The sequence below is a fragment of the Kribbella sp. NPDC049174 genome, assembly GCF_043197365.1.
In the GTDB taxonomy this organism is placed as follows: domain Bacteria; phylum Actinomycetota; class Actinomycetes; order Propionibacteriales; family Kribbellaceae; genus Kribbella.
Window position 1 is genome coordinate 890,820 of record NZ_JBICSZ010000002.1, and the last position, 16,879, is coordinate 907,698.

General features: G+C 68.3%; 20 protein-coding genes. 14 read left to right on the top strand and 6 right to left on the bottom strand.

Features of this window, described 5'->3' with window-relative positions; translation table 11 throughout:
• Positions 1 to 50: 50 nt before the first annotated feature.
• The 9 genes from ACGFIF_RS14755 to ACGFIF_RS14795 all read left to right on the top strand — a co-directional run bounded on the left by ACGFIF_RS14755 (position 51) and on the right by ACGFIF_RS14795 (position 6,504).
• A complete protein-coding gene (locus tag ACGFIF_RS14755; protein ID WP_393154783.1) occupies positions 51 to 794 on the top strand; it encodes a GntR family transcriptional regulator in 744 nt (247 codons plus the stop codon).
• Between the two features lie 188 nt (positions 795 to 982).
• Positions 983 to 2,263: a CpaF family protein gene (locus ACGFIF_RS14760; RefSeq protein WP_393154784.1), complete on the top strand. Its 1,281-nt coding sequence runs from the start codon at positions 983 to 985 to the stop codon at positions 2,261 to 2,263.
• Positions 2,263 to 3,123 (top strand): type II secretion system F family protein, encoded by an 861-nt coding sequence (locus ACGFIF_RS14765; protein WP_393154785.1) that lies wholly within the window; start codon positions 2,263 to 2,265, stop codon positions 3,121 to 3,123. Before ACGFIF_RS14760 ends, ACGFIF_RS14765 begins: the two co-directional genes overlap by 1 nt.
• Positions 3,120 to 4,058 (top strand): type II secretion system F family protein, encoded by a 939-nt coding sequence (locus ACGFIF_RS14770; RefSeq protein ID WP_393154786.1) that lies wholly within the window; start codon positions 3,120 to 3,122, stop codon positions 4,056 to 4,058. Before ACGFIF_RS14765 ends, ACGFIF_RS14770 begins: the two co-directional genes overlap by 4 nt.
• A gap of 14 nt (positions 4,059 to 4,072) precedes the next feature.
• A complete protein-coding gene (locus ACGFIF_RS14775; RefSeq protein WP_393154787.1) occupies positions 4,073 to 4,270 on the top strand; it encodes a hypothetical protein in 198 nt (65 codons plus the stop codon).
• A gap of 53 nt (positions 4,271 to 4,323) precedes the next feature.
• The gene (locus tag ACGFIF_RS14780; RefSeq protein WP_393154788.1) at positions 4,324 to 4,677 is read left to right on the top strand and encodes a TadE/TadG family type IV pilus assembly protein; all 354 of its coding nucleotides are present in this window, start codon (positions 4,324 to 4,326) and stop codon (positions 4,675 to 4,677) included.
• 92 nt (positions 4,678 to 4,769) lie between these two features.
• Positions 4,770 to 5,183 (top strand): hypothetical protein, encoded by a 414-nt coding sequence (locus tag ACGFIF_RS14785; RefSeq protein ID WP_393154789.1) that lies wholly within the window; start codon positions 4,770 to 4,772, stop codon positions 5,181 to 5,183.
• A 77-nt stretch (positions 5,184 to 5,260) separates the two neighbouring features.
• A complete protein-coding gene (locus ACGFIF_RS14790; RefSeq protein WP_393154790.1) occupies positions 5,261 to 5,659 on the top strand; it encodes a pilus assembly protein TadG-related protein in 399 nt (132 codons plus the stop codon).
• 50 nt (positions 5,660 to 5,709) lie between these two features.
• On the top strand, positions 5,710 to 6,504 hold the full coding sequence (locus tag ACGFIF_RS14795) for an SDR family NAD(P)-dependent oxidoreductase (RefSeq protein WP_393154791.1): 795 nt from the start codon (positions 5,710 to 5,712) through the stop codon (positions 6,502 to 6,504).
• Between the two features lie 44 nt (positions 6,505 to 6,548).
• Here the strand turns inward: ACGFIF_RS14795 and ACGFIF_RS14800 are convergent, their stop codons facing one another.
• Complete coding sequence (locus tag ACGFIF_RS14800; RefSeq protein WP_393154792.1) at positions 6,549 to 7,376, bottom strand: SDR family oxidoreductase; 828 nt, start codon at positions 7,374 to 7,376, stop codon at positions 6,549 to 6,551.
• 71 nt (positions 7,377 to 7,447) lie between these two features.
• On the opposite strand from ACGFIF_RS14800, the gene ACGFIF_RS14805 reads away from it, so the two are divergent.
• From ACGFIF_RS14805 to ACGFIF_RS14815, 3 genes are read left to right on the top strand one after another with little or no spacing between them, the layout of a single operon-like run.
• Positions 7,448 to 8,068: a TetR/AcrR family transcriptional regulator gene (locus ACGFIF_RS14805; RefSeq protein ID WP_393154793.1), complete on the top strand. Its 621-nt coding sequence runs from the start codon at positions 7,448 to 7,450 to the stop codon at positions 8,066 to 8,068.
• A 35-nt stretch (positions 8,069 to 8,103) separates the two neighbouring features.
• Positions 8,104 to 9,225, top strand: coding sequence for a peptide chain release factor 2 (gene prfB / locus ACGFIF_RS14810; RefSeq protein ID WP_393154794.1), 1,122 nt, complete (start codon positions 8,104 to 8,106; stop codon positions 9,223 to 9,225).
• A 7-nt stretch (positions 9,226 to 9,232) separates the two neighbouring features.
• Positions 9,233 to 10,012: a pentapeptide repeat-containing protein gene (locus ACGFIF_RS14815; protein ID WP_393154795.1), complete on the top strand. Its 780-nt coding sequence runs from the start codon at positions 9,233 to 9,235 to the stop codon at positions 10,010 to 10,012.
• A 12-nt stretch (positions 10,013 to 10,024) separates the two neighbouring features.
• Here ACGFIF_RS14815 and ACGFIF_RS14820 read toward each other — a convergent pair whose 3' ends face one another.
• On the bottom strand, positions 10,025 to 11,455 hold the full coding sequence (locus ACGFIF_RS14820; RefSeq protein WP_393154796.1) for an MFS transporter: 1,431 nt from the start codon (positions 11,453 to 11,455) through the stop codon (positions 10,025 to 10,027).
• 102 nt (positions 11,456 to 11,557) lie between these two features.
• Here ACGFIF_RS14820 and ACGFIF_RS14825 point away from each other — a divergent pair, with 102 nt between their 5' ends.
• Positions 11,558 to 12,445 (top strand): helix-turn-helix transcriptional regulator, encoded by an 888-nt coding sequence (locus ACGFIF_RS14825; RefSeq protein ID WP_393154797.1) that lies wholly within the window; start codon positions 11,558 to 11,560, stop codon positions 12,443 to 12,445.
• Between the two features lie 36 nt (positions 12,446 to 12,481).
• On the opposite strand, the gene ACGFIF_RS14830 is transcribed toward ACGFIF_RS14825, so the two are convergent.
• From ACGFIF_RS14830 to ACGFIF_RS14840, 3 genes are all read right to left on the bottom strand, one after another.
• Positions 12,482 to 12,646: a hypothetical protein gene (locus tag ACGFIF_RS14830; RefSeq protein WP_393154798.1), complete on the bottom strand. Its 165-nt coding sequence runs from the start codon at positions 12,644 to 12,646 to the stop codon at positions 12,482 to 12,484.
• 343 nt (positions 12,647 to 12,989) lie between these two features.
• The gene (locus tag ACGFIF_RS14835) at positions 12,990 to 14,228 is read right to left on the bottom strand and encodes a cellulase family glycosylhydrolase (protein WP_393154799.1); all 1,239 of its coding nucleotides are present in this window, start codon (positions 14,226 to 14,228) and stop codon (positions 12,990 to 12,992) included.
• A 139-nt stretch (positions 14,229 to 14,367) separates the two neighbouring features.
• On the bottom strand, positions 14,368 to 15,276 hold the full coding sequence (locus ACGFIF_RS14840; RefSeq protein WP_393154800.1) for a LysR family transcriptional regulator: 909 nt from the start codon (positions 15,274 to 15,276) through the stop codon (positions 14,368 to 14,370).
• A gap of 73 nt (positions 15,277 to 15,349) precedes the next feature.
• Here ACGFIF_RS14840 and ACGFIF_RS14845 point away from each other — a divergent pair, with 73 nt between their 5' ends.
• Positions 15,350 to 16,258 carry an EamA family transporter gene (locus tag ACGFIF_RS14845; protein ID WP_393154801.1) on the top strand — a complete coding sequence of 303 codons (909 nt, stop codon included), beginning with the start codon at positions 15,350 to 15,352 and terminating at the stop codon, positions 16,256 to 16,258.
• Here the strand turns inward: ACGFIF_RS14845 and ACGFIF_RS14850 are convergent.
• A complete protein-coding gene (locus tag ACGFIF_RS14850; RefSeq protein ID WP_393154802.1) occupies positions 16,244 to 16,879 on the bottom strand; it encodes a flavin reductase family protein in 636 nt (211 codons plus the stop codon). The genes ACGFIF_RS14845 and ACGFIF_RS14850 overlap by 15 nt on opposite strands.

Here is a 16,879-nt window from a genome sequence, read left to right on the forward strand (position 1 = left end):
AATCAGGGTGGTGGGTCGACGGATCAGGGTGAAGGCTTCAGGATGTGCGCATGAGTACCGTGCAGGTCCGGGTTGATCGGAACAGTCGTACGCCGTTGCATGTGCAGTTGGCACAGCAGTTGGAGGCGGCGATCCAGGGTGGGGAGTTGCCGGTCGGGTCGCGGCTGAGCAACGAGGTGGACCTGGCGGAGGCGTACGGGTTGAGCCGGCCGACAGTGCGGCAGGCGATCGCACGACTGGTCGACCAGGGACTGCTCGTGCGCAAGCGCGGCGTCGGAACGCAGGTCGTGGGGAACTCGGGTCAGGTACGACGCTCGCTGGAGCTCACCAGCTTGTACGACGACCTGGCCGCAGCCCACCGCAAGCCGGAGACCGACGTACTGCGGTTCGGAATCGCACCTGCGACCGCAGAGGTGGCTACTGCCCTCCAGATCGAGCAGGGGGACCGGGTGCTCAGGCTGGAGCGGTTGCGCAAGGCGGACGGCGAGCCGCTCGCGCTGATGCGCAACTGGCTGCCGCCGGACCTGCTCGACACCGACCCGGCCACACTGGCCGAGCGCGGGCTGTACGCACTGCTGCGCGCGGAGGGGGTGCGGCTGAAGGTCGCGCACCAGACGATCTCCGCACTGCCCGCGACACCGGAGCAGGCCCGGCTGCTGTCTGAGGAGCCGGGCGTCCCGTTGCTGGCGACCACCCGGATCACGTACGACGACCACGGTCAGCCGGTCGAGTACGGCTCCCACCTGTTCCGGGCGAGCCGATACGCGTTCGAGCACACGCTCGTGCACCGCTGATCGCTCTGCAACAAGCTGCAACCCCGTGGACCTCGCCGTGAGGGCACAGATACCCTCGGTGAGCCTTTCGCATGTCACGGTTATCCACAGGCGGCCGGGATCGGGTGGCGCGGCCTGCTCCGCGGTTGAAAGGATGGTCGCGCATGGTGACCAAGTGGTCGCCAGACGGGACATACACGGGGAGACCGATGACAGCCGACAGACTCGCCGCGCGCCGGTCCGGCTGGGACGGCGATGCCGTCGAACTGATCGATGCCCAGGTGCGCGACGTCGTACGCCGCGAAGGCATCGACCCGCTCCGTGACCCGGCCGCGGTCAACACGATCGTCGCCACCGTGGTCCGGGAGTACGACGAACGCAGTCTGACCGGCGTGGTGCCGCCGATCGGCGATCTCGAGGCGGTCAGCCGGGAGGTGCACGACCGGGTCGCCGGCTTCGGCCCGCTGCAGCGGTACCTTGACGACCCGGCCGTCGAGGAGATCTGGATCAACGAGCCGAGCCGGGTGTTCATCGCTCGCGACGGCCGGCACGAGCTGACCACGACGGTGCTGACCGAGGAGGAGGTCAGCGATCTGGTCGAGCGGATGCTGAAGACGACCGGCCGGCGAATCGACGTGTCGCAGCCGTTCACGGATGCGCGCCTGCCGGACGGCAGCCGGGTGCACATCGTGCTGGGCGGCATCACGCAAAAGCACGCTGCGATCAACATCCGGAAGTTCACCGTGCGCGCGACCCGGCTGAGCGATCTGGTCGCGCTCGGATCGCTGACACCGCACGCGGCCGCGGTCCTGGATGCGGCTGTCGCGGTCGGGCTGAACGTCTTGGTCTCCGGCGGGACGCAGGCCGGAAAGACCACGATGCTGAACGCCCTGGCCGGGTCGATCCCGGGCAGCGAGCGGGTGATCAGCTGCGAAGAGGTCTTCGAGATCAAGCTGCCGATTCCCGACTGGGTCTCGATGCAGACCCGGCAGGCCGGTCTCGAAGGCACCGGCGAGGTCCGGCTGCGCGACCTGGTCAAGGAGTCGCTGCGGATGCGGCCGTCGCGGGTGATCGTCGGCGAGGTGCGCGGCGAGGAGTGCCTGGATCTGCTGCTCGCGTTGAACAGTGGATTGCCAGGGATGTGCACGATCCACGCGAACTCGGCGCGTGAGGCGCTGACGAAGATGTGCACGTTGCCGCTGCTCGCGGGGGAGAACATCGGGTCCCGGTTCGTGCTGCCGACGGTGGCCGGGTGCGTGGATCTCGTCGTCCATCTCGGGATCGGGGCCGACGGGCAGCGGCGGGTGCGGGAGATCGTCGCGGTGAGCGGTCGGATCGAGGAGCAGGCGATCGAGACCGAGACCGTGTTCGGCACGTACGACGGGCAACTGCGACGGGCCGAGGGGCACCTGCCGCATCCGGAGCGGTTCCAGCAGGCCGGGTACTCGGTGGCGGGTCTGCTCACCGAGTTGCCGCGAGGGGTGGGCTGATGGGGCTGCTGCTGGGACTGTTCTTCGGGATCGGCGTGCTGCTGATCATCTGGACATTTGTGACGCCTGCCGACGAGCGGTCGGCCGGTGATGGGCGGCTGGTCGCGCGCAGCCGGGATCTGCTGGCCAGCGCGGGAGTTGAGGGCGTGACGCCGGGTGCGTTCATCGGGGTCTGTGTGATCACGGGTGTGGCCGGATTAGTGCTGATGTTCGTGGTGTCGGGTGCCTGGCCTGTCGGTGTGGTGTTCGGGCTGATGGCTGGTGGGATGCCGGTCGCGTTGTTGCGGAGCCGGGCGCGGAAGCGGCTCGCGGAGTTCCGTGAGTTGTGGCCGGATGTGGTGGACAACATCGCGTCGGCCGTCCGCGCCGGGTTGTCGCTGTCGGAGGCGTTGGCTCAGGTGGGTGAGCGCGGTCCGTTGCCGCTGCGCGAGCCGTTCCGTCGGTTCGGTGCGGACTATGCGTCGACCGGGAGGTTCGCGGATTCGCTGGACCGGTTGAAGGCACGACTCGCGGATCCCGTCGGCGACCGGGTCGTCGAGGCGCTGCGGATCGCTCGCGAGGTCGGCGGTGGGGATCTCGGCCGGTTGCTCCGTTCGCTGTCGACATTCCTGCGCGACGACGCCCGCACCAGATCCGAGCTCGAGTCCCGCCAGTCCTGGTCCGTCAACGGCGCCCGCGTCGCCGTCGCCGCCCCCTGGCTGGTCCTCGCGATGCTTTCCTTCCAGGGCGACGTCATCCAGCGCTACAACTCCCCGATGGGCGCCCTCATCATCGGCATCGGCGCCATCGTCTGCCTCCTCGCCTACCGCATCATGCTCCGCATCGGCCGCCTCCCCGAGCCCGAACGGGTGCTGCGATGACTCCTCTGGTGCTGGGGGCTGTGCTTGGTGGGGTGCTCGGCGCGGGTTTGTTGTTGGTGGTTCGGCGGTTGCCGTTCGTGCGGAAGCCGTCGGTTGACGACCGGGTCGGGCCTTACCTGCGGGATATCGGCGGCGGGGACGTGTTTCTCGGCGTGGTCGATTCCAGTTCGCCGTTCTACGCGATTCTCCGGCTGTTCGGTCCGTCGCTGCGAGCGGGCGCGACGCGGTTGGAGCGGCTGCTTGGTGGTGCTGGATCGATCCGGCGTCGGTTGTCGCGTGCGGGGATCGAGCGGACGGTCGAGGAGTTCCGGATCGAGCAGCTGCTGTGGGGGACGGCCTGCTTCGGGTTCGCCCTCGTCGTCTCGATCGTTGCGTTGTCCCTCGGCGTCGGGAATCCGGTTGGCATGCTGCTGTTCTGCGGCCTGCTCGGCGTACTCGGAGTGCTTGCCCGAGACACCTATCTGACCACGCAGGTACGACGTCGCGAGCGGCGACTGCTTGCGGAGCTGCCGACCGTCGCGGAGTTGCTGGCCTTGTCGGTCGCGGCCGGTGAGGGTCCGGCCGCGGCGCTCGATCGGGTCTCTCGGTCGTGTCGAGGAGAGCTCGCCGAGGAACTGAAGCGGGTGCTGGGCGAGACCCGCGCAGGTGAGACGCTCGTGCGCGCGCTCGACGGGCTGGCGGACCGCACCGGTCTGCTGGCGTTGTCGCGGTTCGCGGACGGGCTGGCGGTCGCACTCGAACGCGGGACCCCGCTGGCCGACGTACTGCGGGCCCAAGCGGGTGACATTCGTGAGGCCGGGCGGCGTGAGTTGATCGAATCCGGTGCGCGCCGGGAAGTCGCCATGATGATCCCGGTGGTGTTCCTCGTGCTGCCGGTGACCATCGCTTTCGCCTTCTATCCAGGCGCTGTCGGAATCCGGCTGATCGCCGGATGAACTGAGGAGAGGTCATGCCGTTACTGCTGACGAAACTGTTCGTGGCGCTGGTCCTGACGCCACGCCCCGCACGAAAGGAGCGCGGCGACGTCCCCGGCTGGGTACTCATCACCGTGATGACCGCCGGCCTGGTCGTCGCCATCTGGGCCATTGCCGGCCCCCAGCTGTCCAAGATGCTCCAAGACGCCCTGAGCTCCGTCACCAACAAGTGACCCACCACCTGCAACTCGGCCACGCGAGGCGGCGCGGGGAGCATGGGTCGGCAGTGGTGGAGTTCGTGCTGGTCTCGATGCTCGTCGTGCCCCTGTTTCTGGGGATTCTGCAGGTCGGGTTGTACCTGTACGTGCGGAACACCGTGGTGGCCGCGGCCTCGGAGGGAGCGCATTACGCGGCGGTGCTGAATCGAGGACCGGCGGACGGCGAGGCGCGGACGCGGGAGTTGGTCGACGGGGTGGTGAACGACCAGTTGATCGACTCGGTGGTGGCTGAGGAAACCGACGTTGCCGGGCAGCCTGGTGTGCGGGTCGTGGTGAAGGCGCACATGCCGCCGCTCGGTTTGTGGGGACCCGGTGTCGAGTTCAGCGTCGAGGGGCACGCGGTCAAGGAGACCGGCGAATGAGCCCGCTCGCGGCCGGCGGTGCGTGGTCGTGTCGCGTGCGTCGGGCGGGGTGGATCTTTCGGCCCCGGCGGGGTGAGCGGGGGAATGCGGTCGTGGAGTTTTCCTGGCTGGCGTTGTTGTTGATGGTGCCGTTGGTTTACGTGATGTTGGCGGTGTTCGACGTCCAGCGGGCGTCGTACGGCGCGACGGCGGCGACTCGGGCGGCGGGGCGGGCGTTCATGATCGTGCCGGCCGGAGTGTCGGAGGACGAGGCGCGGGCGCGCGCGTTCGAGGCGGCGCGGCTGGCGATGCGGGACCAAGGGATGGAGCTCAGCTCCGACCAGTTGAGCATCAGTTGCAACCCCGCATGCCTGGAGCCGGGGTCGACGGTCACCGTCACGCTGAACACCGAAGTCCCGCTGCCACTCATCCCCGATGCCCTCGGCGGCGAGCCTCCGGCCGTCCACATCAGCGCGTCCCACACCGAGCCGTACGGCGACTACCGCGAAGCCAAAGGCACCGGATGAGCGCGCCGAGGAGCCGGGGCCGGAGGCGCGCCGACGAGATCCGACAGGCGACTGCCCGCGCCGATGAGCGCGGGCAGATGACCGTGCTGATCATCGGGTTCATGGCGATCGTGTTGTTGATGATCGTTGTGGTGACGGACATCTCGAGGGTGTTCCTGGTACGGCGAGACCTCGATGCGACTGCGGATGGCGCCGTACTGGCGGCGGCGAACGGCCTAGCCGCGATCTACGCGCAGCCCGCGGCGGACGGGAACGCGGAGATCGATCCGGACGAGGCGCGCCGGCTGACGGCGGAGTACCTGGATCAGGTTGCCGCTAGCAACAGGTTTGACGGGCTGGACTGGTCGGCGGACGTCGCGGGTACGACGGTCACGGTGCGGCTGACCTCGACCGTCGACCTGCCGTTCGAACCGCCCGGCTGGCAAGGATCCGCCGACATCGCCGCCGAAGCCGCCGCCATCGTCCCCATCCGCTGACCCCGGCGCGCCCGCCGGTTGACGTCCGGCGGGTCGGGCACTGTGGGGAGATGGAGATCGAGCTGAGCGGACGACGCGCGCTGGTTTCGGGGTCCAGTCAGGGGATCGGGCTGGCGATCGCGACGGAGTTGGCGCGGGCCGGTGCCGCCGTGGTGGTGAACGGGCGCGGCGACGAGAAGACCCAGGCAGCTGCGGATGAGGTCAGGACGGCGGCGCCGGGAGCCGAGGTGCTCGCGGTGGCGGCGGATCTGGCGTCCGCGGAGGGGGCGGAGGCGCTGCGGGATCAGGTAGGTGAGTTGGACATCCTGGTCAACAATCTGGGGATCTTCGGCGCGAAGCCGGTGCTCGAGATCGACGACGACGAATGGCGGCGGTACTTCGAGGTGAACGTACTGTCCGCGGTGCGGCTGATCCGGATGTACCTGCCGGGGATGATGGATCGCGGGTTCGGCCGGGTGATGAACATCGCGAGCGACTCCGCCGTGGTGACGCCGGTCGAGATGGTGCACTACGGGATGACGAAGACGGCGCTGCTGGCGGTGACGCGCGGCTACGCGAAGGCGGCCGCGGGCACGGGCGTGACGATCAACTCGGTGATGGCCGGGCCTACGCACACTCCGGGCGTGGAGGACTTCGTGCACGAGTTGGTCGGAGACGAGCTGCCGTGGGACGAGGCGCAGAGCCGGTTCATGAAGGAGCACCGGCCGTACTCGTTGATCCAGCGACTGATCGAGCCGCCCGAGATCGGCAACCTGGTCGTCTACCTCAGCTCCGAGCACGCCTCCGCCACCACCGGCGGCGCCGTCCGGGTCGACGGCGGCTACATCGACTCGATCCTCCCCTGACCCCAACCGAGGTACGCCGGGTGCACCCGCGCGCGGGTGGTGCGTCAGTTCAGGCCGCGCGTGTCAAGCGAAGACAGTGCGGTTGTCCTCGAGCCAGGTGGTGAAGGGGCGGGCCGGGTGCCGCGTGAGGAGTTCGACGGTGGGCTCGATCGGGTGGGGGACGCCGACGCGGGAGGCCCAGTAAGACAGCAGGGTTCGAGTTGGGCAGGGTTGCGCATGGTGGCGGCGAGTTCGGTGCGAGCCTGGTCGGGGGTGAGGTCGATCGCGTGGATGGGGTCCCCGGTGACTTCGGTGATGAGCTGGATCTGGCGGCGGCGCGTCATCGATTCGGGGCCGGTGAGGGCGTAGGCGCGGCCGTCGTGGCCGTTGCCGGGGCCGTCGAGGAGGACGCGGAGCGCGGCGTCGGCGATGTCCTGCTCGTGGATCGGTGCTTCCTCGGCGTCGAGGTACGGCAGGCGGATCTGACCGGTCGCGCGGACCTGGTAGGCCCAGAACCTCGCGTTGCTCATGAACGTGCCCGGCTGCAGGACGGTCGTGGCGTACGCGCCGCTGCCGATGATGCGTTCGGTCTCGGCGTGCGGGTCGCCGGGGTGGTCGGCGTGCGACGCCATCGAGGAGAGCAGTACGACCTGCTTCACCCCGGCGGCCTCGGCTGCCGCGACGAACGCCGGCGCTGAGGCCGGGTCGGCGTACAGGAAGACCTGACTGATGTCCTGCAGCGCCGGTCCCGGGTCGCTTGGGTCGTACACAACAGCATTCGGTACGGCGGATGGCTCGCGGCTCGCGATGCGGAGTGGCTGACCGGACGCCGTGAGTGCGGCGATGACAGCACGGGCGATGGTGCCGCGAGCACCGGTGACGAGAATCGTCATTTGACTAACTCCAAAAGTGTAGTGACTACAAGATTGGATGAAGTAAAGCATCCTGCTCTACGCTCTGTCGAATGGAAGGCCGGCGGGAGCGGAAGAAGCAGCAGACGCGGCAGGCGATCTCGGACGTGGCGACCGCGCTGTTCCTGGAGCGCGGGTTCGACGCGGTGACGGTCGCGGAGGTGGCGCGCGCTGCGGATGTCGCCGTACAGACGGTGTTCAACCACTTCCCGACCAAGGAGGACCTGTTCTTCGACGAGCAGGGCTGGTGGCAGGGCCCGGCGCGGGCGATCCGCGCGGCGAGTGACGGGTCGGATCCGGTGGACCTGCTGGAGGCGTACTACCTGGGCGAGATCCGCGAGCGGCTGGAGGCGGGGCATCTGGCCACCTGGAAGCAGTTCGTCCGCACGATCGAGGGCAGCCCGGCGCTGCTGGCGCGCCGCCGGTTGAATGCCGCGGAGATGGAGACGTTGCTGACCGAGGCGCTCGCGGAGCGGGATCCTGACCACCTGACGAGCCGGTTGATCGCCGCGCAGTACGCGGCCGCCCAGAAAGTGCTGGAAGAAGAACTGATCCGGCTGTTGCCGGACGAAGCGACGGCGGGTCAGCTGAAGCAGGTGCAGGCAGCGTTGGAGCAGGCGGTCGGGCAGGTGTTCGGCGTGCTGCGCCACGGTTTGAGCGGGGAATTGGTTTAACGGCAACCACCCACTAGCGGGTACGCTGCTTGGTTGTGGCTGGACTGGATTTTGACGCCGAGCTCAAGCAGCTCGACGCGACGCTGACCTCGATCGAGAAGGTGCTCGATCTCGATGCCCTGCGCTCGGAGATCGCCGACCTCGGCGAGCAGGTCGCCGCGCCCGACCTGTGGGACGACCAGGCGAACGCGCAGAAGGTGACGTCGCGGCTGTCCAGCCTGCAGGCCGATGTGGACCGGGTGACCGCGTTGCGTAGCCGGATCGACGACCTCGGCGTCCTGGTCGAGCTCGCCCGGGAAGAGAACGACGCGGACGCCCTGGCCGAGACGGAGAAGGAGATCGGCTCGCTGGCCAAGGCGATCCAGTCGCTCGAGGTCCGCACGCTGCTGTCCGGTGAGTACGACGAACGTGAGGCTCTCGTCACGATCCGCTCCGGCGCCGGTGGTGTCGACGCCGCGGACTTCGCTGAGATGCTGCAGCGGATGTACCTGCGCTGGGCCGAGCGGCACGGTTACGCCACCGAGGTGTACGACACGTCGTACGCCGAGGAGGCCGGGCTCAAGTCGACCACGTTCGGGGTCAAGGCGCCGTACGCGTACGGGACGTTGAGTGTGGAGTCGGGGACGCACCGGTTGGTCCGGATCTCGCCGTTCGACAACCAGGGCCGCCGGCAGACCTCGTTCGCCGCGGTCGAGGTGGTCCCGGTGCTGGAGCAGACCGACGAGATCGACGTACCCGAGGAAGAGCTGCGGATCGACGTGTACCGGTCGTCCGGGCCGGGTGGTCAGAGCGTCAACACGACCGACTCCGCGGTCCGGATCACGCACATCCCGACCGGCACCGTGGTGTCCTGCCAGAACGAGAAGTCCCAGCTGCAGAACAAGGCCTCCGCGATGGTGATCCTGAAGGCCAAGTTGCTGGCGCTGAAGAAGGCCGAGGAGCGGGCCCAGATCGACGCGCTGCGCGGTGACGTGCAGGGTTCGTGGGGTGACCAGATGCGGTCGTACGTGCTGCACCCGTACCAGATGGTGAAGGACCTGCGCACGCAGTACGAGTCCGGTAACACCTCCGGCGTCTTCGACGGTGAGATCGACGACTTCATCGAGGCCGGCATCCGCTGGCGCCGCACCGGCCAAACGGTTGCTGAGCAGAACTAGTGCTCCGATGCGGGGCACTGATCTCCGCGCCGACTGCGGTAGCTGCTTCGGTCTCTGCTGTGTCGCGCTGACGTTCAGTAAGTCGGCGGACTTCGCGATCGACAAGGCCGCGGGTGAGCCGTGCCCGAACCTCGACGACAGCTTCCGCTGCTCGATCCACAGCAAGCTGCGGCCGGCGGGCTTCCAGGGCTGCACGGTGTACGACTGCTTCGGCGCCGGGCAGGAGATCTCGCGGCGGGCCGGTCGGAGCTGGCGCGAGCAGCCGGGGCAGCAGATGTTCGCGGCGCTGCCGATCCTGCGGCAGTTGCACGAGCTGCTGTGGTATCTCGCTGAAGCCCTTGAAAACAAGGCCTCCCAGCCGATCCGAGCCGAGCTCGGCAAGGCGGCCGATCGGGTCGAAGAGGTCAGTCGTACGGCGGACCTCACCACCGTCGACGTGATCGCGGAACGGGCGGCCGTCAACGAGTTGCTGCTCAAGACCAGCCAGCTCGTCCGCGGCAAGCAGAGCAAGAAGAAGGAACGCCGCGGCGCCGACCTGATCGGGGCCCGCCTCCGCGGTGCCGACCTGCGGAAGGCCAACCTCCGCGGCGCCTACCTGATCGGCGCGGACCTCCGCGGCGCCGATCTTCGCCAGGCCGACGTCATCGGCGCCGATCTCCGCGACGCCGATCTGCGCGGCGCAGACCTGACCGGAGCGTTGTTCCTGACGCAGTCTCAAGTCAACGCCGCGCAAGGTGATCGCGCGACGAAGCTGCCGGAAGCCGTCACCCGCCCGTCGCACTGGTGACGGCCCCAGGCCTCACGGGCGTGAGCGCAGCTGGTGCGTGACCGGCGTCATCAGCAGTGAGACGGCGGTGATGGCCAGCGCCACCGCTGCGAGTGCCCCGCCCTGTCCCCAGGACGTCCCGGCGAGCGCGAGGTACGCCGTACCGACAGTGGCTGCACCGAGTGCGAGACAGGTCTGCTGGCTGGTGAGCAGGATGCCGCTGCCCAGTCCGGCTTGAGCCGGCGGGACCTGGCTGACCACGACACCCATCAGCGGCACCATGACCAGGCCGCTGCCGAAACCGGCGATCAGCATGGGTACGGCGAGCTTCCAGGGGTTCACGTCCGGCCACAGGGTGAGGGCCACGAGAGCGAGTACGGCGTACCCGACCGCCTGGACGAGCCAGCCGCGCAGGATGAGGCCGGCGCCGTACCGCTGCTGCAGCCGTGGCCCGTAGATCGAGGTGATGAGGAACCCGACGGCCATCGGCAGCAGGCTCAGACCGCCTTCCAGTGGGGACATGCGCGCCTCGCCCTGGGTGGCGAGGGCGAACACGAACATGAAGCCGCCGAACGTGGTGAAGAACGCGACCGCGAGCAGCAAACCGATCCGCATCGCGCGGAGCCGCAGTACCGTCGGCGGGATCAGTGGCGCCTGTCCGGACTGCTCTGCGCGGTGCTGGTGTAGGCCGAGCACCGCAACGGCCGGGATGGTTGCAGCGAGGCAGAGCCACGTCCAGAGCGGCCAGCCGAGTGGCCGGCCCTCTGTGAGGGGCAGGAGCAGCAGCACAAGCGTCAGCGCGATTAGTGCGGCGCCGACGAGGTCCACGCGATGTGCCTGGTTCGCTTTGGTCTCTGGGAGCAGCCGGATCGCGGCAGCCACGGCCAGGATGCCCACCGGGACGTTGACGAGGAACACCGCACGCCAGCTGAGCCCGAACACGTCAGCTTCGACCAGTACACCGCCGAGGATCTGACCGAGGGCAGCCGCGGCTCCACCGGCCACACCGAACATGGCCATCGCTCGCGCGCGGTGTTCGCCGGTCAGCAGGCTGGTGATGGATGCCAGCACCTGTGGGGTCATGGCGGCCGCGGCCGCACCCTGTACGACGCGAGCGGCCAGCAGGACGCCGATGGTCGGGGCGATGGCGCAGATCAGGGACATCACGGTGAAGCCGGTCAGCCCGATCAGGAACAGGCGCTTGCGGCCGAAACCGTCGCCGAGCCGGCCGCCGACCACCAGCAGCGTGGCGTTGGCGATGCCGTAGCTGCCGACGACGAGTTGGAGCTCGCCGGAGGAGGCGTGCAGATCCGAGCCGATCGCGGGCAGGGCGACGTTGATGATGAAGAAGGAGAGCATCGGCAGGAAGGCGCCGAAGAGGAGGGTCGTGAGTGCCACCGGTCCCAGTGGCGACGCGGTGGCGCGTGGCCGGGCGGCGACCTGAGTGGCGGAGAGCTCTGTCATGCGAACCATCCTGCGCCGGCCCGGATGCTGGTAGTGAGAGTCTGCTTATCCTGGTATTCACAGCACCTGGAACCAGCCTCCAGGTCGGTCCACCATAGAAGGGTGAGCACCTTGAACACCCTCCCACCCAGCACCGACACTTCCGCCACCGTGCCAGAGGTGGGCAAGGAGGTACAGCGGCGAGAGCTCGGGGTGTTCCTGCGGAGCCGGCGTGAGCGGATCCGGCCGGAGGAGGTCGGGCTCGCGCCGGGCGGGCGGCGGCGGACGCCGGGGCTGCGGCGGGAGGAGGTCGCGCTGCTCGCCGGTGTGGGCGTCACCTGGTACACGTGGCTCGAGCAGGGGCGGGACATCAACGTGTCGGTGCAGGTGCTCGAGGCGGTCTCGAACACGCTGCGGCTCGACCGCCTCGAGCGCAACCACCTGTACACGCTGGCCGGTGTCCAGCTCGGCCCGACGCGTGGTGAGTGCGCGGCCCTGCCCCAGTCGATCCAGAAGATGCTCGACGCCGTCTCGCCGTACCCGGCGGTGGTGGTGAACGCGCGCTACGACGTACTGGCGTTCAACGACGCCTACTGCAAGGTCGTCCTGGATCTGCGGGAGGTGCCGGTCGAGGAGCGCAACATGCTGTGGCTCAGCTTCGTGTCGACGGAGTGGCGGTGCAGTTTCGTCGACTCGCTGTCGATGAAGGTGCACATGGTTGCTGGGTATCGGGCCGCGCTGGCGGATCACCTGGGTGAGCCGGAGTGGCAGGACCTGACCCAGCGGCTGGTGGCCGGCTCACCGCTGTTCGCCGAGCTCTGGGAGCGGTACGAGGTGGCCGAGCCGAGCACCCGGATCAAGCTGCTGGAGCACCCGAAGGCCGGGCTGCTGCGGGTCGAGCCCGCCATCCTGTGGCTCTCCCAGCTCGGCCACCTCCGCGCCAACGTCTACACAGCCGCCGACGAGGACACGGAGGCGAAGCTCCGTGCCCTCGTCGGGGTCGACAGCTGAGGGCGGTCAGCTGAAGCCTGCTCGGTCGAAGCCCGGTCAGCTGACCGGGATCCCCGGGTTGGTCAGGGCGCGGCCGCCGGTGACGGTGTTGCTGCGGTCGATGGTGACCTTGCAGCTGGACGCGTTGTAGTTGGTGATGTCGAACGCGTACCGGCCACTCCCGGTGGCGCCGTTCAGGTCGGACTTGTTCCCGCGGAACACCGTCCCGCAACCCCAGCCGGACTGCTGGGTGTGCGTCTCGAACCCGTTGTTGGTGGTGTTCTTCCCAGTGTTGTTCTCGATAACGTAGTTGTTGCCTTTGACATCGATCCAGCTGTCGTCGTAGTTCGCGCCGGTGAGTCCACGGCCGTCGAAGGTGTTCCCGGCGACCCGTCCGCGCTGCCGACGTACACCCCTTCGCCCATCCCGCGGCCGTCGTTGCCGGTGTCGTAGATGCGCGAGTTGCGGATCACGCCGTAGGTGCTGCTGTTGCGGAAGTGCACACCCTCCATGTCGAGTCCGTGCACCGTGACCCCGTCGATCGTGACCCGGGAGGCGCGGTCGATCATGATGCCCTTCTGACCTCCCGTCCGTTCGCCGAACCGGTCAGCGTGATCGGTGCGGACGAGGTGCCGGAGACCGTGGTCTTGAAGTTGCCGGTGTAGGTGCCGTCGGCAAGCTTGATCGTGTCACCGGGTTTGACGCTGGTCAGTGCCGACTTCAGCTGAGCCGCCGTACTGACATTGATGGTCGCCTCCGGCGCGGGGCTGTCAGTCGGGAAGTCGTCGGCGGTACGGATCCGGTCCCGGACCCAGACTCCGGCCGGCTTCAGCACCGAAGTACCGGTGAAGTTGTTGCCCGCGCAGACGTTCGCCTTGAACACCGCGCCGCTGCGGAAGTCGTCGGAGAAGTTCCAGTTGGTCCAGCCGATCTTCTGGCCGGCCAGGAAGTCCAGGTACTTCTGCGACCAGGTGAAGTCGTTGCCGCCGTCACCGGTGTAGGTCTGGGTGCCGAACTCGGTGACGAACAGCGGGATCTTGTCGGCGGCCCGCGACAGGGCGTCGAAGTACTCCTGTTGGTGCGACGCCGCGTAGAAGTGGAACGTGTACATCAGGTTCGACGCGTTGACCGGGTTGTTGACGATGTCGGATTCGCTGCGGCCGTCGGAGACGCCGAGGGAGGCCCAGCCGTGGGTGCCGACGAAGATGACGCCGTCGGGGTCCTTGGCCCGGATCACCGGCACCATCTGCTCGGCGTACGACTTGATCCCGGCCCAGTTGACGTTGTTCGGCTCGTTGGCGATGTCGTAGATGATGTTCTTCTTGTCCTTGTGCCGGTCGGCGATCTCGGTGAAGAACGTCTTGGCCCGGGACAGGTTGTAGTTCGGGTCGCCCGGGTCGAGCTGGTGCCAGTCGACCAGCGCGTACAGGCCGCGCCGGGTCGCCTCCTCGATGTAGTTGTGGACCAGGTCGGTGAACCGGCGCGGGTCGGTCTCGTAGCCGCCCTCCTGCACGTACAGCGAGATGCGCAGGATGTCGGCGTTCCAGTCGTAGGCGAGCGCGTCGAGCGAGGCGGTCTTGACGCACTGGGAGTACCACTGGATGCCGTGCGTGCTCATACCGCGCAGCTGGATCGGCTGGTTGTACTGGTTGCAGAGCTTGGTGCCGCAGACGTGCAGCTGCCCATTGATCGAGACCGGGGTGTCGGCGGCGGTGGCATCCGGCGCGACCGGGGCCGCGGACGCCTGGGTGGGGACGAGGGTGGCTGCGGCCAGCAGAATGCCGGCCGCCAGGGAGCGGATCATGAACTGCCTCCTACTGCGTCGGGGCGGGGACGAAGTTGGGGACTGCCTGTGATGGTTAGGAAGGTTTCCTATTAGTTCATCGGAACTTAGCGACCCTGCGGAACGCTGTCAACCGGTCGCGCGATGTGATCACACTCGATCATGCCGTGTCCCGATCCGGCCAGGCCGACTTGAGTGTCGACAGGGTCACGGCGATCGCCGGACGGCGTGAGGTGGTCGTCCGCCAGACGGCGTACAGGCGACGGCTCGGCGCCGGTTGCAGCGGTACGACGACCACCTCGTCCGGGACCGGTCCACGGCCGAGCCGGGGGAGCAGGCCGATGCCGATGCCCCGGGCAAGCATCGCCAGCTGGGTCTGGTACTCGGCAACCGAGTAGGCGACGTCCGGCTCGACGCCGGCCCGGCGCATGGTCCGGATCAGCCACTCGTGGCAGATCGAGCCGGCCGGCTGGCAGATCCAGCGTTCGCCGACCAGGTCCTCGGCGCGGACGAACTCCTTGCCCGCCAGCCGATGCGTAGCCGGGACGAGGACGTCGGCCGGATCGGAGCCGAGCTTCACCCGGGACAGTCTCTCGGGCAGGCTGAGCGGTGTGTTGTGCCAGTCGTGCACCACCGCGACATGGATCTCGCCCCGGTTGACCGCGGCAACCGCCTCGAACGGATCGACTTCGGTGACGCGGACGTCGAGCGCCGGATTCTCGTCGAGCAGCCGTGACAACGCCGCAGGCAGCAGCCCGCGGGCAGCGGTCGGAAAGGCTGCGATCGCGAGGGTCCCGATCGCCTGGCCGCGCTGCTCTTCCAGGGTTAGCTCCGCGTCCTCGACCAGCTCCAGGACCCGGGAAGCCGTCGCTGCCAACTGCTGCGCGGCGTCGGTCAGCACGATCCCACGGCCACGCCGCTCGACCAGGACCGTGCGGGTCTCGCGCTCCAGCTTGGCCAGCTGCTGCGACACCGCCGACGGGGTGTAGCCGAGCACCTCGGCGGCGCGGTTCACCGACCCGTAGAGCGCCACGGCGTGCAGGGCCCGGAGCCGGCCGAGGTCGATCATTTAGCACTCCTACATCGAAGGCGGTAGAAATCGGTGCTGGTCCTTAAGTGTAGTCCCGCCGAGACTGGATCGCATGAAGCCTCGGGACCTGCTGCTCGCACTCGCCGTCGTCGTCGCCTGGGGCGTGAACTTCGTCGTCATCGAGGTCGGCCTGGAGAACTTCCCGCCGCTGCTGTTCTCCGCGTTGCGGTTCTTCTTCGCCGCGGTCCCGGCGATTTTCATCCTCGGCCGGCCGCGGGTCGCCTGGCGGTACGTGATCGCGGTCGGTCTCGCGCTCGGCGTGGCCAAGTTCGGCCTGCTGTTCATCGCGATGGACCGTGGCGTCCCGGCCGGCCTGTCGTCGCTGGTGCTGCAGAGTCAGGTGATCTTCACGGTCCTGTTCGCGATCGTCGTACTGCGGGAGCGGCCGCGGAGCACTCAGGTGATCGGGATCCTGGTCGCGTGCGCCGGGATGGTGCTCATCATGCTGGATCGGGGCCTGTCGGCACCGCTCGGTGCACTGTCCCTGGTCATCGTTGCCGGTGCGTGCTGGGGCGTCTCGAACACCGTGACCCGGCACGCGAAGCCCCAAGACACGTTGCGCTTCATGATCTGGGTCAGCGCGGTGGCCGTCGTACCGCTGCTGCTTCTGTCGCTCCTCACCGAAGGGCCGCGGGCGGACCTGGATGCACTGCGCGGGATCGACCTGACCGGGGTCGGCGCCCTCGCTTACCTGGCGTTCGTCGCGACCCTGTTCGGCTTCGGCGTCTGGGGATACCTGCTGCGTCAGTACGACGCCAGCATCGTGGCACCGTTCTCGCTGCTGGTTCCCGTGGTCGGCATGGGCACGGCCTGGCTGCTGCGCGGCGAGGCGATCGGTGTCCAGCAGGCCGTCGCCGCGGTCCTGATCATCGGTGGGATGGCCTGCACGGTGATCCCTCGCCGGACCCCGCGAACGACGGAGTCCGACGAGCGGATCACCACCCAGCTAGCGAGCCGGTAGCGGCATCGGCGGCATCTGCCAGCCACGGGCCAGCGAGGACGCGTACGCCGGTGAGCCGCCGGCGAAGTACTCGGTGAACTTCATGATCAGCGGATCCCACCGCAGCGGATCGATGTAGCGGTCGTTGCTCATCAGCAGGTCCTCGCGGACATGTACCCGCTCGATCTTCATCTCCAGTGCCCGCAGGTTCGACTCCGGACCGCCCACCTCGTGGATCGCCTCGATCCGGCCCTCGAGGTTGATCGGGCTCTCCAGCACCGCATCCACGTCGACCAGGTCGCTCGCGGCGCGGGTCAGTCCGGCCGCGCCGAACTTGTCCGGCTCGTACCGGTAGCCGCGGGTGCGCTTGGCGTCCGACATCTCCGTCGAGCCGGTGAGCAGGGCGATCCGGTCGAGTGCGGCCACCATGTCCGGATCGACCAGGTTGAGCACAGCTTCCGGGCGCTCGGTGAGGTTCTTGACCGTCTGCGAGCTCGCACTCATCCCGAGCATCGCGGTGTACCCGAGCCACCAGGCGGACGACATCGGGCCGAGGTTCGTGCTGCCGTCCGGATTGCGCGAGCTGATCAGGACGACCGGCGTACCGAAATAGAGGACCTTGGGTTCAACAGTTCGCTTCAC

Excerpts from the sequence above, each read along its gene's own strand:
- ACGFIF_RS14800 (WP_393154792.1), bottom strand. The coding sequence starts at position 7,376 with ATGACGATTCTCGTCACCGGTGCTCGCGGCACCATCGCCCGTGCTGTC.
- ACGFIF_RS14760 (WP_393154784.1), top strand. The coding sequence starts at position 983 with ATGACAGCCGACAGACTCGCCGCGCGCCGGTCCGGCTGGGACGGCGAT.
- ACGFIF_RS14835 (WP_393154799.1), bottom strand. The coding sequence starts at position 14,228 with ATGATCCGCTCCCTGGCGGCCGGCATTCTGCTGGCCGCAGCCACCCTC.
- ACGFIF_RS14765 (WP_393154785.1), top strand. The coding sequence starts at position 2,263 with ATGGGGCTGCTGCTGGGACTGTTCTTCGGGATCGGCGTGCTGCTGATC.
- ACGFIF_RS14840 (WP_393154800.1), bottom strand. The coding sequence starts at position 15,276 with ATGATCGACCTCGGCCGGCTCCGGGCCCTGCACGCCGTGGCGCTCTAC.
- ACGFIF_RS14845 (WP_393154801.1), top strand. The coding sequence starts at position 15,350 with ATGAAGCCTCGGGACCTGCTGCTCGCACTCGCCGTCGTCGTCGCCTGG.
- ACGFIF_RS14820 (WP_393154796.1), bottom strand. The coding sequence starts at position 11,455 with ATGACAGAGCTCTCCGCCACTCAGGTCGCCGCCCGGCCACGCGCCACC.
- ACGFIF_RS14795 (WP_393154791.1), top strand. The coding sequence starts at position 5,710 with ATGGAGATCGAGCTGAGCGGACGACGCGCGCTGGTTTCGGGGTCCAGT.
- ACGFIF_RS14770 (WP_393154786.1), top strand. The coding sequence starts at position 3,120 with ATGACTCCTCTGGTGCTGGGGGCTGTGCTTGGTGGGGTGCTCGGCGCG.
- ACGFIF_RS14755 (WP_393154783.1), top strand. The coding sequence starts at position 51 with ATGAGTACCGTGCAGGTCCGGGTTGATCGGAACAGTCGTACGCCGTTG.
- ACGFIF_RS14790 (WP_393154790.1), top strand. The coding sequence starts at position 5,261 with ATGACCGTGCTGATCATCGGGTTCATGGCGATCGTGTTGTTGATGATC.
- ACGFIF_RS14775 (WP_393154787.1), top strand. The coding sequence starts at position 4,073 with ATGCCGTTACTGCTGACGAAACTGTTCGTGGCGCTGGTCCTGACGCCA.
- ACGFIF_RS14815 (WP_393154795.1), top strand. The coding sequence starts at position 9,233 with ATGCGGGGCACTGATCTCCGCGCCGACTGCGGTAGCTGCTTCGGTCTC.
- ACGFIF_RS14805 (WP_393154793.1), top strand. The coding sequence starts at position 7,448 with ATGGAAGGCCGGCGGGAGCGGAAGAAGCAGCAGACGCGGCAGGCGATC.